Source organism: Paenibacillus wulumuqiensis (assembly GCF_000971965.1).
In the GTDB taxonomy this organism is placed as follows: Bacteria; Bacillota; Bacilli; order Paenibacillales; family Paenibacillaceae; genus Saccharibacillus; species Saccharibacillus wulumuqiensis.
Window position 1 is genome coordinate 666,247 of the sequence record NZ_KQ040792.1, and the last position, 18,961, is coordinate 685,207.

Below are 18,961 nucleotides of genomic sequence, written 5' to 3' on the forward strand. Positions count from 1 at the left end.
ATGAGTGACAAAATCCATAACAAACAAAAAAACAAAAAAAACGTTTATGATATTCAAGGAGGAGAACAAAAGGTTATGAAAAAGTCTACTAAAAAAGTTATTAACGTAGCAGCAAGCGCAGCTTTGCTGGCTGGTGCAGCTCCGGTTGCAGGTATTATCGCTCCAACAGCAGCACACGCAGCTGGTAGTTTCACAGTAATCAACGTTCCAACACTGAGCTCTTCTACTGGTGGAACACTGGTAAATCTGGGCCGTGTGAACATTAACATCGACCAATATACGCTGACTTCTGCAACTGAGACTACTTACATGACAGTAACTCTGCCAACTGGTTTCGAGTTTAACAGTGATGCATTTACTTCTGATAGTGCTACTGGTACTGGTACTCGCGTATGGGTTGCTGATGCAGGTGATAGACAAACTATTAATGCTACTGCACAAGCTCTGAGCCCTACAAGTGCACGCATCGCTATCACTGGTTCTAACCAAAATGATGATGTGACAATCGGTTTTGCTCTTGAAAATATCCGTTCTACTGGTCCTAACAGTGGTGACGTAAACCTGAGCTTCACTGCTGCTCCAAACAGTGGCCTGCCAACTGGTAACGTAAAAGTTGCTACTGTGGTATCTTCTGGCCAAATCGCTCTGGAAGCACGTGATACTCAATCCAGCAGCGACAACTTCAACTTCACACTGCGTGTGACTGAATCCGTTGCAAGATCCCTGAAAACTGGTAACGCGGTTAAAATCAAACTGCCAGCTGGTTTTGAATGGAATGCAGTAGGAACTTTCACTCCTCTGTATGGTGATCTTTCCGCTTCCGATATCACTACTTCTGTAGATGGTGATACTCTGAACATCTCTGCACGCAACACTGATACTCTGTCTTCCGCAGCTTCTTCCTTCGACCTGGCTCTGAGCTATACTGTTGAAGACGAAGATAAAGCTAAAGAAGGCGATGTAACTGCTACTGTTAGCGGTAACTCTTCTGCAAACGTATCTTCCCTGGTTGTTGGTACTTATGGCCAATACGGTGGTGGCGTAACTGTTGCTTCCCCAACTACAGTAGTAGCTGGTCAAGATGAGCAACAAGTTGGCGATATCGTTGTTAAAGAAGCTGTAGCAGGTTCCTTCATTGCTGGCCGTACAGTAACTCTGCAACTGCCTGAAGGCGCTCGTTGGCAGTCTGTGTACGAAGATGGTGAAGATGTAACTGGTACTACTGGTTCTGTTGACACTGCAAATGGTCTGGTTGCACCAAACATCACTTACACTGGTACTGATGGTCGTACACTGCGTATGACATTCCCTACTCAAAACACTTCCAACAATGCTGGTTCTGTTACACTGCGTGACGTTGAGATCGCTGTTCAACCAGGATTCACTGGTGACCTGAACGCAACTGTAGCTGGTAGCCAAGGTCTGACTGGTACAGTGAAACTGGCAACTGCAGTTTCTTCCGTATCCCTGACTGCTACTAACGCAACTTACAACATCGCTATCGGTACAGATAACGCTGCAATCGGCGATCTGACACTGAAAGAAGGCGCTGCTGGTGCCCTGACTGACGATGATAACGGTCTGGTTGAAATCCTTCTGCCAGCTGGCGTAACATTCGGATCCACTCCAACTGTATCCGTAACTTCCGGTGACCTGCGTATCCGTAACGTATCCGTAGACACTTACAACAACAGCGCTACTCAAGGCGTTCTGCGTTTCTACGTAGATAGCGAAAGTACTACTGCAAGTACTGTAGCGATCAATGGTGTAAACCTGCGTATCGACCGTACTGTACCACAAGGTGAAATCATCGCTAAAGTACAAGGTGACGCAGCGGCAAACACTGCTTACCACGGTGCTGGTGACGTAACTGATGTATGGCGTGACAGCTACCGTTATGCAGCTCAAGCAGCTATTGCTACAATTGGTACAGCTCCAGCTGACCAAACTGACAATGCTGTAACTGCAATCTACACAATCGGAAGCACTGCTTACAGCGTAAACGGTACTACTCGTACTGCTGAAGTTGCTCCTTATGTAGAAAACGGCCGCACTTACTTGCCAGTTCGTTACGTAGCTGAAGCTCTGGGTGTATCCCAAGCTAACATCCTGTTTGACAAAGCAACTTCTATGGTTACTTTGATCAAAGGCGACCGCGTAGTTCAGCTGAAACTGAAAACTAATCAACTGACTATCAACGGTTCCACAATCAACATGGACGTTAAAGCTGTAACTAAAGCTAACCGTACTGTACTGCCAATCGCATGGGTTGGTAAAGCACTGGATGCAACTGTACAATACGATGCAGCTGCTAAAACTGTAACAGTAACTAGCAAATAATATCCCTGATATTATTGCTACACCATAGAAGGTAGTCATACCTTCACTGAGACACCTCGGAGTAGGCAACTGCTCCGGGGTGTTTTTTTATACATTTTCATTTTAATTACAAGATATATATCCTCAATTCATTTGCAGCATTGTATGCTGTATCTGCATACTATATGGATAGTGTTTATTAAGTGGCTATATGGAGTGAGATCTAATCAATGATTACTTTGCTTGGAGGAAAACAATGAAAAAATATTCAACCTGGATATTGGCAGCAGGAACAATCATGGTAGGTATCTGGGCAGGAAGTTCATTTACTACAGTTAGTAATGCAAGCAGTCAATTGGGTTCTGCTGATGATCCAGTCGTCACTAAAAGCTACGTCGATCAGCAAATCCAAAAAGCTCTGGGTGGCACGATTAGCAGTACCGATTCCAAAACAAACAGCAGCAGTTCCAAGGATACTCTTCCATCGAGCTCCGCCAGCACCAATACATCAGGCAGTTCAAGCAATAAAAATAATACCAGCAGCACAACAACTACACCGCCAGTAAGTGGAAGTACAAGTACTCCAGCTACACAGACAGGTTCTAGCTCATCTGCCAGCAATGGTGTAAGCATTGTAGAACTACGTCCAGGTAAGAAGTTGATTGCTGAGCCAGGTACACAGCTGATTGTGCGCACAGGCAAAGCGAAGGTGTACAGCGAGGGAACGAATGGACTTATCGATATCACAGTGGGTAAGGAACTTGGGGGCTCTCAAGCAGCACCCAATAATCATCTGCTGTTATTTCCAAGAGAAGGACGTGGTGTAGAAGTCGATTCTACTCTGCGTTATAATGCGACAATTATGGTCATTGGCAATTACAAAGTACTATAATTGGATGTTTTACTATGAAAGGTATTTATAGAAATTTAGTGAATGGTAATTAGTTTATTCAGTGTTTAGTATTGAATATCAAATTTAGAAGTATAAGGTATCCTATTTTACTGTTATAATTTTATAAATCCGCTGTTATAGAAATTCAATATGCTGTTATTATATGAAGCGATTTTACAAGATGAATTTCGTAAATGCATAAAATGACGAAAAAGCATATCTACCAAGAGAGATACAATATCTGTTTTGTTACAAATTGCTTTGGTGTAGAGAACTATTTCATTATGCATATACAGGCTATTCACAAGAGACACTATACAGATACCGTAACAGATCTATAGGGAATCTGATTTTGCAGAAATATTATTCCTTTTATCTTTGATCCTAAATTCATGTGTAATTGTGTGATTTTTTAATTATGTGATTTTGTAAGTAAGGTAATTTACTATCTGCCATTATGAAAACAAGGCTTATTTAACTGATAATTCGGTTTCACCTGTATGGTTATTTCAATGTACAAACTTACAAATAATAAGTTTGACACCAGGTATCAAATACGTTATTATGACTTTTGAGGCTTGTAAAGCAACCTTTTCCCTATGGAAAGGGTTCATTTTTTGTGTAGAAACTCTTGATATGCACACTGAGGTATTTTGCACAACGCTCACACCTTATTATCCATATGGGAGGTTGGAAACTGTTGTCCAATATTAAAAAACATCTATTTACATCAGAGTCTGTAACTGAGGGACATCCGGATAAGATTTGTGACCAAATTTCTGATGCCGTACTGGACGCTTTTTTGGCAAATGACCCGAATGCACGTGTTGCATGTGAAGTGTCTGTAGCTACAGGCCTGGTACTTGTCATTGGTGAAATTAGCACAAACTCGGAGTATGTGGATATTCCATCTATCGTTAGAAATACCGTCAAAGAAATTGGCTATACTCGTGCCAAATACGGCTTTGACTATAATACATGCGCAGTACTGACTTCCCTGAACGAGCAATCTGCAGATATCGCTCAAGGCGTAAACGCAGCTTTGGAAACTCGTGATCCGGAACAAATGGAAAAAGAAACCGAAAACATTGGTGCAGGTGACCAGGGTCTGATGTTCGGATTTGCTGCGAATGAGACGCCTGAACTGATGCCTTTGCCTATCGCTCTGTCTCACCGTATCGCACGCCGTCTCTCTGAGGTGCGCAAAGACGGTACGCTGGACTACCTGCGTCCGGATGGTAAAACACAGGTTACTGTGGAATATCAGGATGGCAAGCCTGTACGTGTAGATACAATCGTTGTATCCACACAACATGCCGAAGAAATAACACTGGAGCAAATCCAAAAAGACATTCGCGAGCATGTTATTCTACCGGTCGTGCCTGCAGAACTGCTGGATGATGAAACAAAATACTTCATTAACCCTACTGGCCGCTTCGTTATCGGTGGTCCTCAAGGTGATGCCGGTCTGACTGGCCGTAAAATCATTGTAGACACCTATGGTGGTTATGCACGCCATGGCGGTGGTGCATTCTCCGGTAAGGATCCTACAAAAGTAGACCGTTCCGCGGCTTATGCTGCACGTTATGTAGCGAAAAACCTGGTTGCTGCGGGTCTTGCTGAGAAGTGCGAGATTCAGTTGGCTTATGCAATCGGTGTTGCTAACCCGGTATCGATTAACGTAGATACGTATGGAACAGGCAAAATTGACGAAGATAAGCTGGTAGAACTGGTACGCGACAACTTTGATCTGCGTCCAACAGGCATTATTCGTATGCTGAATCTGCGTCGTCCGATTTATCGTCAAACAGCAGCTTATGGTCACTTTGGCCGTACAGATGTGGATCTTCCTTGGGAACGTGTCGACAAAGCAGAACTGTTGAAATCTCAGGCAGGTCTGTAATAGAAGCCTAACAGCCGATTTTATAGTATAGATCGTATCGCTGAAGTACGGCAGTAACGGAATACTTTTGATATCCACAGGTATTGAAGGTTTTCGCAACTATTGTACGATAGAGTAATAAGAGCTTTTCATATCATCGGTTATAAATAATGAACTGTATTCATGCCGTCCGGTCCAATTGCCGGGCGGCTTTTTATTTTTATGTCAATATCCTGTGATTTTGCTGATTGTATCGCTTGTTGTACATATCCTGCCACAAGTGTATTATACAAATACTTTGGCAGGTATAAAATCAATTTAAATAATAAAGATGACAATATTTCAATAAAGTAATGTTTGTTCCGTAACTTTTTATTCTTTTTGTAGTCTAACTGATACAAGGATAACTTTACTGTTTGACGTTTGGATGGATTAGATTGATGATGATTGAGGGAACGAATAGCTTATCCCTAATGAAGAGGAATAGATAAAGAGAAAAAAATGTAATTTCAAGGAATAGGAGCGTTCAATATTATGACTGGCAAAGCAAAAACAATGCGCAAATGGATGGCACTTACCATTGCAGGCACGTTGTGGATTCAACCTGTGTTGGAGATCGGTGTACCATCGGCAGCCTGGTTCCCTGTACACCGGGCTGAAGCGGCTTCAACTACCAAGCTGAGTGAAAGCAATATCACTTCAGGAGCCCAATTACTGGAATACCGCTATAACACTACCCGTTCCGGCAAATCGGCGACTGCTATCGCAGACGTGGTAAAAGTGGATCTGCAGAACCCGTATGTCAATCTGAACGTAATGACCGGACAAGGCGGTAAATTTACTACCCGTCAGTCTGTAGAAGGCATGGCCAAAGAAACGGGGGCTGTTGCAGGCGTAAATGGTGACTATTTTAATACCAGTGCAGAGGGCGTTCCAATGGGCGCTCAGGCATCGGATGGAGTGTTAATGTCCAGTCCGTCCCAATTAGCAGGTATGTACGCTTTTGGTGTAACCAAAAGTGGAACACCAATGATCGAACAGTTCACCTTTGAAGGCAAGGTAACAGCAGAAGATGGTTCCACGTTTGATCTGGCAGGTATTAACCAGGCTTCCTACATGACCGAGCCGGATAAGACTTTCAGCCATACCAATAAGTTGTATATTTATACAGATGCCTGGAAAGCAGTAGAACGTCCGGCGAACAGCTCCACTACACCTACCGAAGTGCTGGTACAGGATGGAGTAATTACTCAGATTTCATTAAATAAAGGGATCAAACAGACGGTTCCTGCAGGCGCTTATATTTTAAGAGCTCATGGAACAGCTGCCAAATATATTCAGCAGCATATGGCAGTCGGCCAAAAAGTATCAACCGACTATGCGCTGAAAGTCCGTTCTACCGGCAAAACAGTAGATCCTGCTGATCTGAAAATGATGATTGGCGGTCATACCATTCTGGTGGATCAGGGGAAAACCACTTCCTTTTCCCGTAACGTCAATGCGATCGGCGGTAACCGTGCCCGTACAGCAGTAGGCTACTCCCAGAATGGACGCTATGCCTATATTATCGCTGTTCAGGACAATAACAACAGTGCAGGTATGTCACTCTATGAGCTGCAGTCCTTTATGGTCTCGATCGGAGTATGGAAAGGGATCAATCTGGATGGCGGCGGCTCCACAACGCTTGTAACGCGTCCTCTGGGCGAGAAGCAAGCCGAACTAACCTTCGAGACCGAGTATGGCGGAACGACGCAGCGCAGCGTGGTAAACGGTCTGGGAGTGTATACGACAGCTCCACAGGGCAGTGTCAAAGGATTCAACATCAGTGGTCCGAAGCAGCTGCTGCTCGGTCAGACTGCGAAATACACAGCTAACGGATATGACACGTACTACAATCCGATTAACAACGAGAATATCAAGCCTACCTGGAAAGCAGGCAGCGGCAATATCAAATGGACAGGCAGCGAGTTCAAAGCGACCGGTTCGGGTACAGCCAAGGTTATTGCTACCAGCAATGGCATCAGTACCAGCATGAATGTGGATATCGTAGGAGCAGATGCCATTCAAAGTCTGTCTCCGGCAAGTGCTACAGCTACGCTGAAAGCAGGGACTACGATTGCCGTACCTGTAACAGCCAAGCTGAAAAATGGCTCCAGCATGACTATTTCTCCGGAGACCCTGGATTGGGAATTCATCGGGTTCAAAGGAACGGTCAAGGATGATCAGCTGACGATCAATTCGGTGGATAGTAGTACTACAGTGGGCTACGCTATTGCCCGTTATGATGGCTTCAGCACCATGATGGTACTCACGACCGGCGGCGGCTCGATAACCACATGGGAAGACTTTGAAAATACAGGTTACAGCATCAGCTTCCTCGGCAATCCGAGTGCAGTTACCGGTACAGCAGCAATTACACAAGGAGCAGAGGATCACGCGAACTCCAAAGTGCTGCAGCTGACCTATGATATGACCAATGGAACAGGCAAAAAATATGCCTATGCCCAGCTCAACGGCAATGCAGGCAAAACGCTGAATGCCGGTACCAAAGCAATGGCTGTTGATGTATATGGCGACCAGAGCTTTAACTGGCTGCGTGCTGAAGTTGCCGATGCCAGCGGTAAAACCGTCTATATCGATCTGGCGAAAAGCGTGAACTGGAAAGGCTGGAAAACACTCAATGTGGATCTGTCCTCACTGGGAATCAGCTATCCGGCCAAGTTAAAACGGATCTATCTGGTTAATGTGGAAGAAGGACAGGATGAGCGTGCCGCAACCGGAAGCATCCAGATTGATAATATCAAGCTGACAGGGGCTGCCCAGGCAGCAAGCTTCACCAATCCTTCAGGTGCACTGGCGATGACAGTCGGCCAAAAGACCGCGACACTGAATGGCAAATCCCAGTCGGTCGATGCAGCTCCCATGCTTCGCAATAATGCTACCTATATCCCGGTAAAATACATTATTGATGCTTTTGGCGGACAGGCCAACTGGGATCAGAAAAATCAGCGGGTCACCATTCTTCGTTCAGGTGAACTGATGGATCTGACTGTCGGTGACAAGCAGTATGTAATGAATGGCAAGCTTCAGAGTTCCAGTGTAGCACCTCTGGTAGTGTCTGGCAGGACTTTAGTCCCGCTTCGTCTGGTTTCTGAAGAGCTTGGACTGACTGTAAAATGGGATCAAAAAACCAAGACGATTACTGTCCAATCATGATAAGTTATAATATGATATAAAAGTATCATATAATTGACTTACAGAAATGGAGAAGATCAAGTGGAGTTCCACGCTGATGCGATAGATCACGTCATTAAGAACGCAACAAACGTAATGGAAAACAGCAAATATCAGATCTTTGAGATCCTGGATACTTCCCGAAGAGAACTGCTTTCTCTCAATACGGAGCTGGAGCTTGTATTGAGAGAGACAGCGGAGACCATCGAGAAGGTCGATCAGCTCGAAGTTGGTTATCGCAGTTCCCGAATTAGACTCACTGAGGTAAGTCGCGACTTTGTGCGGTATAATGAAGAGGATATCAAGCAAGCCTATGAGAAGGCGACTCAGCTACAGCTTGATCTGATGATATACCGGGAAAAGGAAATGTACCTGAAAGCCAGACGGGACGATTTACAGAAGCGGGTTAAAAATGTGGAAAGCTCCATCGAGCGCGCTGAGACGATCGGTTCGCAGATGGGGGTCGTACTGGAATATCTGTCCGGTGAGCTGAATCAGGTTACCCGTATCCTGGAATCTGCCAAAAACCGCCAGCTGATTGGTTTGAAGATCATTTTGGCTCAAGAAGATGAGCGCAAGAGGATTTCCCGGGAAATCCATGATGGGCCTGCGCAATTACTGGCAAACCTAGTTCTTAGGACGGAAATTTTGGAAAGAATGATTGCCAAGCAGGAATATCAGATGGTTAAGGACGAAATAGTAGATTTGAAAGCACAAGTGCGTTCAAGCTTACAAGAAATGAGAAAAGTAATATTTAATCTGAGACCGATGGCACTGGATGATCTGGGCCTCATTCCTACTCTTCGAAAATATGTGCAGGATTATGAGGAAAAAACTCGAATCCGTTCCATCTTCGAAACAAGAGGGAAGGAATATCGGCTTACTTCAGCCATGGAGGCTGCTATCTATCGGCTGGTTCAGGAGGCACTCACAAACGCTTCCAAACACGCTGAGCCTACGTATGTAACAGTTATTCTTACATTCCAGGCGCAGATCGTGAAGCTGACTGTGGAAGATAACGGTAAAGGCTTCAATCTGGAGAAAGTAGAGCAGCGTACCAAGGACCATAATAATTTTGGATTAATCGGTATGCGTGAGCGGGTTGAATTACTGGACGGCAGAATGGAAATTGAATCTGCTGAAAATCAGGGTACAAAAATTGTAATTCATATTCCGACGAACGTGGAAAAGTGAAAGGGGCAACAGAATGGAAAACCATGATTACGGCGCTAAAAAAATTAAAATACTGCTAGCCGATGATCATCAACTGTTTCGCGAGGGGCTGAAGCGCATCCTTAATATGGAGGATGATCTTGAGGTGATTGGCGAATGTGGAGATGGCATTCAAGTGCTGGAGTTCTGTAACCATACTCCACCAGAGGTTGTATTGATGGATATCAATATGCCAATTGAGAACGGGGTAGAAGCTACAGAGAAGCTTCGTGAGCTTTTCCCGGATATTAAGGTTATCATTCTCTCCATTCATGATGATGAAAGTTATGTTTTCGAAACATTGCGCAAAGGAGCATCCGGCTACCTGCTGAAAGATATGGAAGCAGAGTCACTGGTCAATGCTATTCGCTCTGTTGTTGAAGGCCATGCCTATATCCATCCCAAAGTGACTGGCAAACTGATTCAGCAGCTGCGCCGTATGACATATGTCAATGAAACCGGCACACTGGCAGATAATAATAACAATGGCGAGACAGGCGTTAAGTTTGTCGCAGGCGATGACAATCCACTGACCCGCCGTGAAGCAGAAGTTCTCCGTCTGATGGCAGAAGGCAAGAGCAACAAGATGATTGGTGAATATCTGTTTATCAGTGAGAAAACAGTTAAAAACCATGTCAGCAGCATTCTACAGAAGATGGAAGTTGACGATCGTACACAGGCCGTTATTAATTCTATCAAGCATGGCTGGGTTACTCTGTAATCCATTCGCCAAATAATGTAATCGTATAGAGGTATAACAAGTGAAGCACACTTTCCTGTAAGGGAGAGTGTGCTTTTTTTTCTATCAGAATTATTGCATAGAGAATAGATAGGCGTATAAGCCAGATAGGAGAGAGCAAAAATGCAGGCAGTTTTGTATACGGTAAAATATGCGCAGGGCTGGTCGCTCCATATATCACTTGATCTCAGGGTTGATCTCATGTGGTGGACAGCTCTGGCAAAACGAGAGCAGCTCAGTGAGCAGATCTGGCTGGTAACAGTCGCCATGCCGCTGGGCAAGGCTCTGCAATGCTGTGCTTACATGAAAACATTCAATAGGTCTTCTATACAGCAGGAGACCTGGTTGGCAAATATTCATCGGTTTCTGTTGGACTATTCTCATACAGGCGCGTCCTCTGCACTCGGGAGTACCTATCCTCATAGTCTCAATACCGATCCGGTAGGGCATTTACTGTGGGATATGCAGATGGGCTGGACCGAGGCGGGCGAGTATGTACTAAGCAGCTGGGAAGAAGATCAACTGCCGGGGAATCCGGCTTCATCCCTATGGAAAAGGAAACTTACCGATGAAGCTGTATATATAAGCCGAAAATTAATCGGACGTTCTCTGCTTCTCAATGAATGTACTGCCATGCTCCATGAAGCAGGAGGTTCCCTAAATGCTTGGAAAAGCTCTATCCAGCTCGCTTATCTCAGCAAGCACATTCGACTGCGGTCAGCAGTACATCCGGCAGACAGGCAGAAGCGGCAAACAAGTCTTCACCATCGATTGTCTGCTCGTTTGCATACACTACATTCTGGTGCAGCACAGTGCCTTCGCTGTGGAAGCAAACGTATACGTTATACCGCCTGTGCCAGCTGCGGCTCTGCTGCCTGCGGATATTGCGAAGACTGTCTTGCCCTTGGTCGAAGCCGGGAATGCGGGCTGCTGCTACAGGCTGTATATCCAGATAAGCGGACTGCGCAATCCGTAAATTCAGCTTGGCATGTACTACCGGATACGGAGAACGGCTCCAGTCATCCGGCTGCATGTTCTTCTTATGACATTTCCTGTACTCCGGAAGCGATGCAGCAGCGCTGGAGATTGAGTCCGGCGCAGACAGCGGCCGCTTATCAGGCATTATTATTTTTAACTGCATCCGCACCGGTCTCTGCTGGTCAAAACACGACTAAGGATTTTGCTGAACAATTCGAATATGCTGAACGCCGGATGATTCCAAACGTACCAACCGGGAATGAAATTAATGAATATTCGACTGGGAATAAAAAGCACATTGGAGGATTCAGCCGATTTTCTTCCTTTATAAAAAATGGGCAGAACAAAAATCATCTCAGACTGCCTAGATTTTGGCCCGGTCGCACTCGAAAAAGCATTACCCATACAAATACCTTGAGATCAGCAGGTCAAGAACGATTTCTGTTATGGGCTGTCACCGGGGCAGGCAAGACAGAGATGGTGTTTCCTCTTCTGGAGCATGCTATTCGTACCGGCGGCAGGGCAGTAATTGCAACTCCGCGCCGGGATGTGGTTCTGGAGCTGGCTCCACGTATTGCCAGAGCATTTCCGGATATTGAGATTGCCGTATTGTATGGAGGCAGTGATGAGCGGTGGCGGACAGCAGCACTGACGATCGCTACGACACATCAGCTGATGCGGTTCCATGAAGCTTTTGAGCTGGTGATTATTGATGAGATCGATGCTTTTCCCTACCATAATAACCCTATGCTCAGCTATGCAGCTGCTCAGGCATGCAGCCAGGGCGGCAAATTCATTTATTTATCTGCCACACCATCTGCCGAACTGCAGCAGGAAATAAAGCGGGGAACCCTTGCCCATGCCAAAGTGCCGGTTCGTTATCATCGTCATCCGCTGCCTGTACCCCGGCATCTCAGAATGCCATCCCTGACCAAATGCATCAGCAGCAAGCAGATTCCGGCTGCTCTGCGCAGTCAGCTGCATACGTCCATCAATCGGGGTGCACAGATATTTCTGTTTGTTCCCCGTATTGCCTGGATAGAAGATGCAGTCGAGCTGATCCGAAGTTACTTTCCCCATATATATGTAGAAGGTACATCCTCGCAAGACCCGGATCGTATGGATAAAGTCAGTCTTTTCCGACAACAGCAGATTCGGCTGCTGGTGACAACGACCATTCTGGAACGCGGTGTAACGATTCCGCGAAGCGATGTATACATTATGGATGCGCATGACAAGCTGTATGATGCAGCTGCACTTATCCAGATGGCTGGTCGGGCAGGTCGTTCCATGGATGATCCGGCAGGAGGTGTGTTTTTTGCATCATCCGACTGGACGGTGGAGCAGAAGAGAGCCTTGAGTCAGATCAGAGGGATGAATCGAATTGCCAGACAGCAGGGATATCTGAAATGAACAAAAGGAATCATTACTCTATTTCTACATATATATAATCAATCCAGCCAGAGACAACTAAAATCAAAGAAAGGAGCTTATGATGTCTATTCAGCAGCTGTCCACCTTATGGGAAGGAATATTATCCTATCTGCATCCGCACCACTCTGCCTGTATTGCCTGTAATCGTCATACAGCCATGACCGGTAGAATCCCTGGTTTATGCCACCGCTGCATTGCTGTGATTCCATGGATTCATCAGCCGGTATGCAGGGTGTGCGGACGTGCCGTAGACTGTCCCGATTGCCGCCGTCATGCATTTGCCAATCGTCATTTCACATTCAACCGCAGTGCAGTGCAATATGATGCCGAGATGAGAAGATGGTTGGCAGAGTATAAATATAATGGGAATGAGGGTTACACCAAGGTGATTGGAGGTATATTAAAAGAGGGATATTACCGTATGCAGCAGGAGATGACTTCTTTTTACCATCATATATGGTATCCGGATCTGATTACATGGGTGCCAGCCAGCCCGGACCGTCTGGTCAGCCGGGGATTTGATCAAGCCGGGGTGATAGCCGGTGAACTGGCAAAAGCAATACGGGTTCCCTGTCTTCCGCTGCTCATCCGTAATCGTCACACCGTCAAACAAAGCACACAAGGCCGCCGGGAGAGGATGAAGAACGTACAGGGAGTATTCTCCTATCATCCACAGGCCCAGGAATGGCTGCTGCACGTTTTACAGAGAAAAGCGACTTCTCCTACCGACACTTCGCTATCTTCAGCAATAGGAATAGGAGATAGGAAGAATATCAGCCGTATTTTATTGATAGATGATATTTATACAACAGGAAGTACCATCAACAGTTGTGCAAAAGCGCTGCAGCAAGCTGCTGTCAGCAGGGGGATTACAGCCGAAGTATTTGCACTGACCTGGTCACGTTCCTGATCAGAAGGCTCTTTCCAGAAAAATAGGAAACAAATTGAGAATAAGAAGATAGGGCTATATGTATCAAGCTTTGTAGGCATATTCGGAGCGATTGGAAGATGAATATGTTAAAGTGACTATTTATTTTAGGTACGGTTACTAACAAAATAGCCTCCATTATACGATATAAGTATAGACAAACATTTTAATTGTTAAGCTTAATCATATAGATGTTATACATTTCAGGAGGCGAATACAAATGAACTTAGCAAACTGCCCGCAATGCGGTAAATTATACGTGGCCAATCTTAGAGGAATGTGTGGAAACTGTATCAAGGATATCGACCATCAATACGAGCGCTGCAATCAGTACCTGCGCGAACACAAAGGAACAACGATTACCGAATTGTCTGAAGCGGTTGATGTATCTATCAAGCAGATTACAACATTTATCCGGGAAGGCCGCATCTCGATCGCGAATGCGCCGAATATGGGATATGCCTGTGAGGTATGCGGAACCGTTATCCGTGAAAACAATATGTGTGAGCCATGTCGCACCCGTCTGACCAAGGATATTCGCAATGCTTATCAGGATGAAGAGCCTGCCAAAGAATCGGGAAGTAATAGCCATGGTGCCTACCGTATTGTCGACAAATACCGCAATAACTAGGAACTGTTCCTATTCCTAGTCAAATAACGACATTTCCTAGTACTATAAGAGGGCTAAAACTTGCATAGCTACGCAGCTTTAGGACTTAAGCAGCGAAAAAAATCACTTCATAATTAACCACTTTAAGACTATAAAATTTGTAGCTAAACTCGTCGATAATCTTAGTAAGAACAATCGGTTGCCTCATGATACCAGGAAATGAAGCAATTTGGATATCACCCAACTTTCCTGGTATCCTCTGGAGGACTTCCTATTTTGAAAAGACAGTCCCTCTTGCAGGTACCATAGACGGTAAGAAGTAGGAACTCTTTCTCAAATTTACTAAGGAGTGTGTAAAACACCATGAAAATTAACGATACTCAACGTGTAAACGCAATTAACCCATACCAAAGAAGTGCAGAAGCCAAGTCCGTCACTAACGATAAAAAAGCAGGCCGTAAAGACGAAGTATCCATCTCGCCGGAAGCCATGGAAATGCTGCAAGCCAATGCAGCTCAAGCATCTGCCGATGCAGAACGTGCACAAAAAATCCAAAGTCTGAAAGAGCAAGTAGCTGCAGGCACTTACAAAGTAGACGCTGGTGCCCTTGCTGACAAACTACTTCCTTTCTTAAAGGGAACGGGGAATTAAAAAATGAGTGAAACTGTGCAGCCGCTGGTGGCTAAGCTAAATGAATTAAATGAGAGTCACCTGCAAATGATTGAACTGGGAGAGAGCAAAAAGCAGACCGTAATTCAAAATGATATAGGTGCTCTGATCAGAATTATGAATCAGGAGTCCAAGTTAGCCAAACATATCGAGCAGCTGGATCAAGAACGTGAAGAACTAATTTATGCGTTCCTGCTCGAAAGAGGTATCAAATCCAAGCTGCGTCTAAATCTGACTGAATTGGCGCGTCTGGTATTTGATCCCGAAGAAAAACAACAGCTGCTTGCCGCTCGCTCCAAGCTTTTCAATACACTGCACAGTCTCCAACAACTCAACGCTTTGAACAAGCAGCTGATTCAGCAGGCTTTGGATTACGTGGACTTTTCATTGGAGACATTGACACTTGTTCCTGAGCTGGACATAACTTACCAGCATCCGGCAGAAAAAGCTTACGGAGCAAGGCGTTCCGGATTGTTTGATACAAAAGGTTAATACTAGGAGGATCTTATGACATCAACATTTCATTCCATTGAAACGTCCAGACGAAGTCTAAATACGACAAGTACGTCTTTGAATACAGTTGCGCATAATATTGCAAATGCCAATACAGCAGGTTATTCACGGCAGGTGGTACATACCAGTGCCACCAATCCGCTTGAGGCAGTGGCATTTCGGAATTCTACTTCTGCCGGCCAGATTGGTACAGGGGTAGAAGCAACAGCAGTCAAGCGCGTCCGTTCCTTATTTTTGGATGGGCAATTTAGAGGAGAAAATGCTTCGCTCGGAAGCTGGGATATCCGTTCGGATACACTCTCCAAACTCGAAAAAGTTATTAATGAACCTTCTGAAACCGGCATGCAGACAGTACTCAACAAATTTTGGAGTGCATGGTCTGACCTGAGTAACAATCCTCAAAGTACGACCAACCAAAAGATCCTTAAAGAAACAACATTGGCTTTGACAGATGCATTAAATCAGACCAGCAAACAATTGGATGCACTTAATACAGACTTGACTTCAAGTGTAGGATTGGATGTATCGACGATTAATTCTCTGGTGTCGACAGTATCCAGCCTCAATCAAAATATTATGAAGATTGAAGCTCAAGGTAACGATGCAAATGACCTTCGAGATCAACGCGATTATGCGGTGGATCAGTTGTCTAAATATGGTAATCTGACTGTGACCGAGTTGAATACCGGTTATCAAATTAACTTTGCGGGTCAGCAGTTGGTAACAGGTGGTATAGTAACTCCCTTGACTGCTGATGCAGTACAGGCTGCTTACGATGGCGGTACGCTTACTGGTGGTGAACTGCACGGTTTAATCTACTCCCGTGATCAGTATGTGGCTGGACAAAAGGCGGAGTTGGATCAGTTGGCAAACACGCTGGCAAATGGAGAATTTACAGCAACCCTGCCTTCAGGTTCTGTCGTTCCTGAAGGGACAGTCATTAACGGTGTTACTTATTCCGATGCAGCGGGCAACCGTACTCTAACATCTGACCTGACTTTTACCGTTAAAGGTATTAATGGGTTGCATAAATTGGGCTATAATAGTTCCGGCAAACCAGGTGGAGATTTCTTCACAGCTACCGGAGGTAATGGTACTATTACTGCTGGTAATATTACACTTAATCAGGATTTGCAGACTACACCGGGCAACATTGCTTTTTCTTTGCGTACTACAGGCACGGGTGCAACTGAAAAAGTAGTAACTGGTAATGGTGGATTGGCATTAATGATGTCTGAATTGAAAAACTCAAAAATCGACTTTGGTGGATCTACTCCAACTACCGTTCAGGATTTCTTTAATGGGCTGGTAGGACAGCTTGGCGTTGACGCAGCAGAAGCTACACGTCAGGCAGAAAATGCTGCCACGCTGACCAGCCAAGTTGATTCTAATCGTCAATCAGTTAGCGGTGTTTCTCAGGATGAGGAAATGGCGGATTTAATTAAATTCCAGCATGCGTATAGTGCCGCTTCACGTTTTATGACCACGATGGACCAGCTGCTTGAAAAGCTAATTAACGGCACTGGACGAGTTGGACTCTAATTAGTAAGGAGTATTATTATGGCGATTCGTATAACTTCCAACATGATGTCTTCGCAATCCTTGCGTAACTTGAACAGTAACCGTGCGACTTTGGATAAATTAAGCGACCAGTCCTCTTCCGGCCGCAAAATCAATAAACCTTCGGATGATCCTGTAGGAACAACGTATGCTTTGCGCTATCGTGCTGAATTGGCAGCGAATGATCAATACCTGAGCAACACAGATGAAGCCAAAAGCTGGCTTGATTATTCGGATACTGTTATGGGGCAGGCTGGCGATGTAATGACACGCATCAAAGAATTGGCTATACAGGCAGGAGCAGGTACAACAGATATCGATGGACTTAAAGCTATTCAAAGTGAAGTTACTGAATTAAAAAATCAGCTGGTTAATATCGGTAATAGTCAGCTAAATGGCAAGTATATTTTTAATGGGCAGGAACTGGATCAGCCACCATATCAATTATCTGGTACAGTTACAAATTATAGTGATGTAGTGACTGATACTGGTGGGGTAACTTATGGTATCAGTGAAGGTGTATCCATTGATGTCAATGTCACCGGTAATGAATTTTTCGGAAGCAAAGCAGACACGGATAATGTATTCGCTACTCTGGATCGCCTGAATACTGCTTTGACTAATGGAGATCATGAAGCCATTACAAAAGAAATCAGCAATATTGAGAGCCGGAAAGATAAAATGGTAACTTCACGTGCCGAAATTGGTGCAAAGACGAATCGTGTAGATTTGATTAATAACCGTTTGGATGATCGCCGCCTGAATGTAACCACACTTCAGGCAAGGGTAGAAGATGCAGATATTACGGAGACTTTAATTAAGACAACCACTGCACAAACGGTATACCAAGCAGCATTACAGACATCTGCGTCTGTTATGCAGATGTCTCTTGTGAATTTCTTGAAATAAATTTACAATATAAGTAATTCGTTAGAAATTAATTTAACGACAAAAGGCTATGGACTAGTTTGTCCGTAGCCTTTTGTTGAATCAAGGAGGAATTTGGGTCATGTCGGATTCACATATCAATTCTAACGGTCCTGTTGTAGAGCAGGATAGTGAATTTACATTTGCAAAAGGTATTCCGGGGTTTCAAGAAGTAAATAAATATGTAATTGTTGAATATGATAATCTGTTTAGCGTATTACAGGCTGTAGACCAGCCAGAAGTCGGCTTTATTATTGTCGATCCTTTTCAGATCTATTCTGATTATCAGATTGAACTGCCAGAGGAAGTTATAAATGAATTGGATATTACAGCGGAGAATCAGGTAGTTATCCGCAATATTGTTTCCTGGCATAAAGATCCGGAGAAGAGAACGGTTAATCTGGTAGCACCACTTGTATTCAACCTGGTTAACCATCAGGCCAGACAAATTATTCTACAGAATCCTGCATATATGATCCGTCATCCTTTGCAGCAGTCTAATCTGAAAGGAGATTGAAGCTTATGCTGGTACTGTCACGTAAAAAAGGCGAGTCTATTATGATTAATGATCAGATTGAAATTACGATCTTGGCGATTGATGCTGAAACAATCAAAGTAGGTATTAAAGCGCCAAAAAATATAGAGATTCATCGTAAGGAAATTTATGAAGCCATTCAGTCAAATAACCAGAATGCAGCAGCTAGCTCGGCTCAATTAAAAAGTTGGCTGCAATCCGAAAACAAAAATTAAATTTCAGGATAAATCTAATTATCTATAATAAAATTAGGATTGTGGTCGATATAATATATAGTGAGCAGGAGTTCAGGAGACGGCCGACTTGGACTTTGAACACTATGAGGAAAAATTAAAATGATCAATCAACCACATGGATGTGGGATGATTCAATTTCAGGGAGGAAATAACAATGATTATCAACCATAATATCCAGGCACACACAGCGTAACTTGAACCTCAACAGCACATCTGCAAGCAAGAATATGGAGAAATTGTCTTCCGGTCTGCGTATCAACCGTGCAGCAGACGATGCAGCGGGTCTGTTCTGT

15 protein-coding genes and 2 pseudogenes are annotated in these 18,961 nt (G+C 44.5%); 16 read left to right on the top strand and 1 reads right to left on the bottom strand.

Going from position 1 to position 18,961, the window contains the following annotated elements:
• From WH45_RS02895 to WH45_RS02920, 6 genes are all read left to right on the top strand, one after another.
• Nucleotides 1-2,340 carry a copper amine oxidase N-terminal domain-containing protein gene (locus WH45_RS02895; protein WP_046212857.1) on the top strand — a complete coding sequence of 780 codons (2,340 nt, stop codon included), beginning with the start codon at nucleotides 1-3 and terminating at the stop codon, nucleotides 2,338-2,340.
• A 235-nt stretch (nucleotides 2,341-2,575) separates the two neighbouring features.
• Entirely contained in the window at nucleotides 2,576-3,211 is a 636-nt protein-coding gene (locus WH45_RS02900; RefSeq protein ID WP_046212858.1) for a hypothetical protein, read from the top strand.
• A gap of 682 nt (nucleotides 3,212-3,893) precedes the next feature.
• The gene (gene metK / locus WH45_RS02905) at nucleotides 3,894-5,114 is read left to right on the top strand and encodes a methionine adenosyltransferase (RefSeq protein WP_200897650.1); all 1,221 of its coding nucleotides are present in this window, start codon (nucleotides 3,894-3,896) and stop codon (nucleotides 5,112-5,114) included.
• A 513-nt stretch (nucleotides 5,115-5,627) separates the two neighbouring features.
• Nucleotides 5,628-8,309 (top strand): stalk domain-containing protein, encoded by a 2,682-nt coding sequence (locus WH45_RS02910; protein WP_046212860.1) that lies wholly within the window; start codon nucleotides 5,628-5,630, stop codon nucleotides 8,307-8,309.
• A 60-nt stretch (nucleotides 8,310-8,369) separates the two neighbouring features.
• Nucleotides 8,370-9,521, top strand: a complete 1,152-nt coding sequence (locus WH45_RS02915) for a sensor histidine kinase (RefSeq protein ID WP_046212861.1) — start codon at nucleotides 8,370-8,372, stop codon at nucleotides 9,519-9,521.
• 13 nt (nucleotides 9,522-9,534) lie between these two features.
• Entirely contained in the window at nucleotides 9,535-10,260 is a 726-nt protein-coding gene (locus WH45_RS02920) for a response regulator (protein WP_046212862.1), read from the top strand.
• A gap of 712 nt (nucleotides 10,261-10,972) precedes the next feature.
• On the opposite strand, the gene WH45_RS23830 is transcribed toward WH45_RS02920, so the two are convergent.
• Nucleotides 10,973-11,311, bottom strand: coding sequence for a hypothetical protein (locus WH45_RS23830; protein ID WP_235338225.1), 339 nt, complete (start codon nucleotides 11,309-11,311; stop codon nucleotides 10,973-10,975).
• Between the two features lie 359 nt (nucleotides 11,312-11,670).
• Here WH45_RS23830 and WH45_RS23835 point away from each other — a divergent pair.
• The 10 genes and pseudogenes from WH45_RS23835 to WH45_RS23070 form a co-directional block, all read left to right on the top strand.
• Nucleotides 11,671-12,669: pseudogene (locus tag WH45_RS23835) on the top strand (helicase-related protein); the annotation flags it as partial.
• Nucleotides 12,670-12,748: 79 nt separating this feature from the next.
• A complete protein-coding gene (locus tag WH45_RS02930; protein WP_152663466.1) occupies nucleotides 12,749-13,600 on the top strand; it encodes a ComF family protein in 852 nt (283 codons plus the stop codon).
• Nucleotides 13,601-13,838: 238 nt separating this feature from the next.
• Nucleotides 13,839-14,249, top strand: coding sequence for a TIGR03826 family flagellar region protein (locus WH45_RS02935; protein ID WP_046212864.1), 411 nt, complete (start codon nucleotides 13,839-13,841; stop codon nucleotides 14,247-14,249).
• Nucleotides 14,250-14,591: 342 nt separating this feature from the next.
• Complete coding sequence (gene flgM / locus WH45_RS02940; protein ID WP_046212865.1) at nucleotides 14,592-14,879, top strand: flagellar biosynthesis anti-sigma factor FlgM; 288 nt, start codon at nucleotides 14,592-14,594, stop codon at nucleotides 14,877-14,879.
• 3 nt (nucleotides 14,880-14,882) lie between these two features.
• Nucleotides 14,883-15,389, top strand: a complete 507-nt coding sequence (locus WH45_RS02945) for a flagellar protein FlgN (protein WP_046212866.1) — start codon at nucleotides 14,883-14,885, stop codon at nucleotides 15,387-15,389.
• Nucleotides 15,390-15,404: 15 nt separating this feature from the next.
• Nucleotides 15,405-16,952 (top strand): flagellar hook-associated protein FlgK, encoded by a 1,548-nt coding sequence (gene flgK, locus WH45_RS02950; protein WP_046212867.1) that lies wholly within the window; start codon nucleotides 15,405-15,407, stop codon nucleotides 16,950-16,952.
• 18 nt (nucleotides 16,953-16,970) lie between these two features.
• Nucleotides 16,971-17,879: a flagellar hook-associated protein FlgL gene (flgL, locus tag WH45_RS02955; RefSeq protein ID WP_046212868.1), complete on the top strand. Its 909-nt coding sequence runs from the start codon at nucleotides 16,971-16,973 to the stop codon at nucleotides 17,877-17,879.
• Nucleotides 17,880-17,979: 100 nt separating this feature from the next.
• Nucleotides 17,980-18,414: a flagellar assembly protein FliW gene (locus WH45_RS02960; RefSeq protein WP_046212869.1), complete on the top strand. Its 435-nt coding sequence runs from the start codon at nucleotides 17,980-17,982 to the stop codon at nucleotides 18,412-18,414.
• 5 nt (nucleotides 18,415-18,419) lie between these two features.
• On the top strand, nucleotides 18,420-18,647 hold the full coding sequence (gene csrA / locus WH45_RS02965) for a carbon storage regulator CsrA (protein ID WP_046212870.1): 228 nt from the start codon (nucleotides 18,420-18,422) through the stop codon (nucleotides 18,645-18,647).
• A 175-nt stretch (nucleotides 18,648-18,822) separates the two neighbouring features.
• A pseudogene (locus WH45_RS23070) lies at nucleotides 18,823-18,961 on the top strand (flagellin N-terminal helical domain-containing protein); the annotation flags it as partial.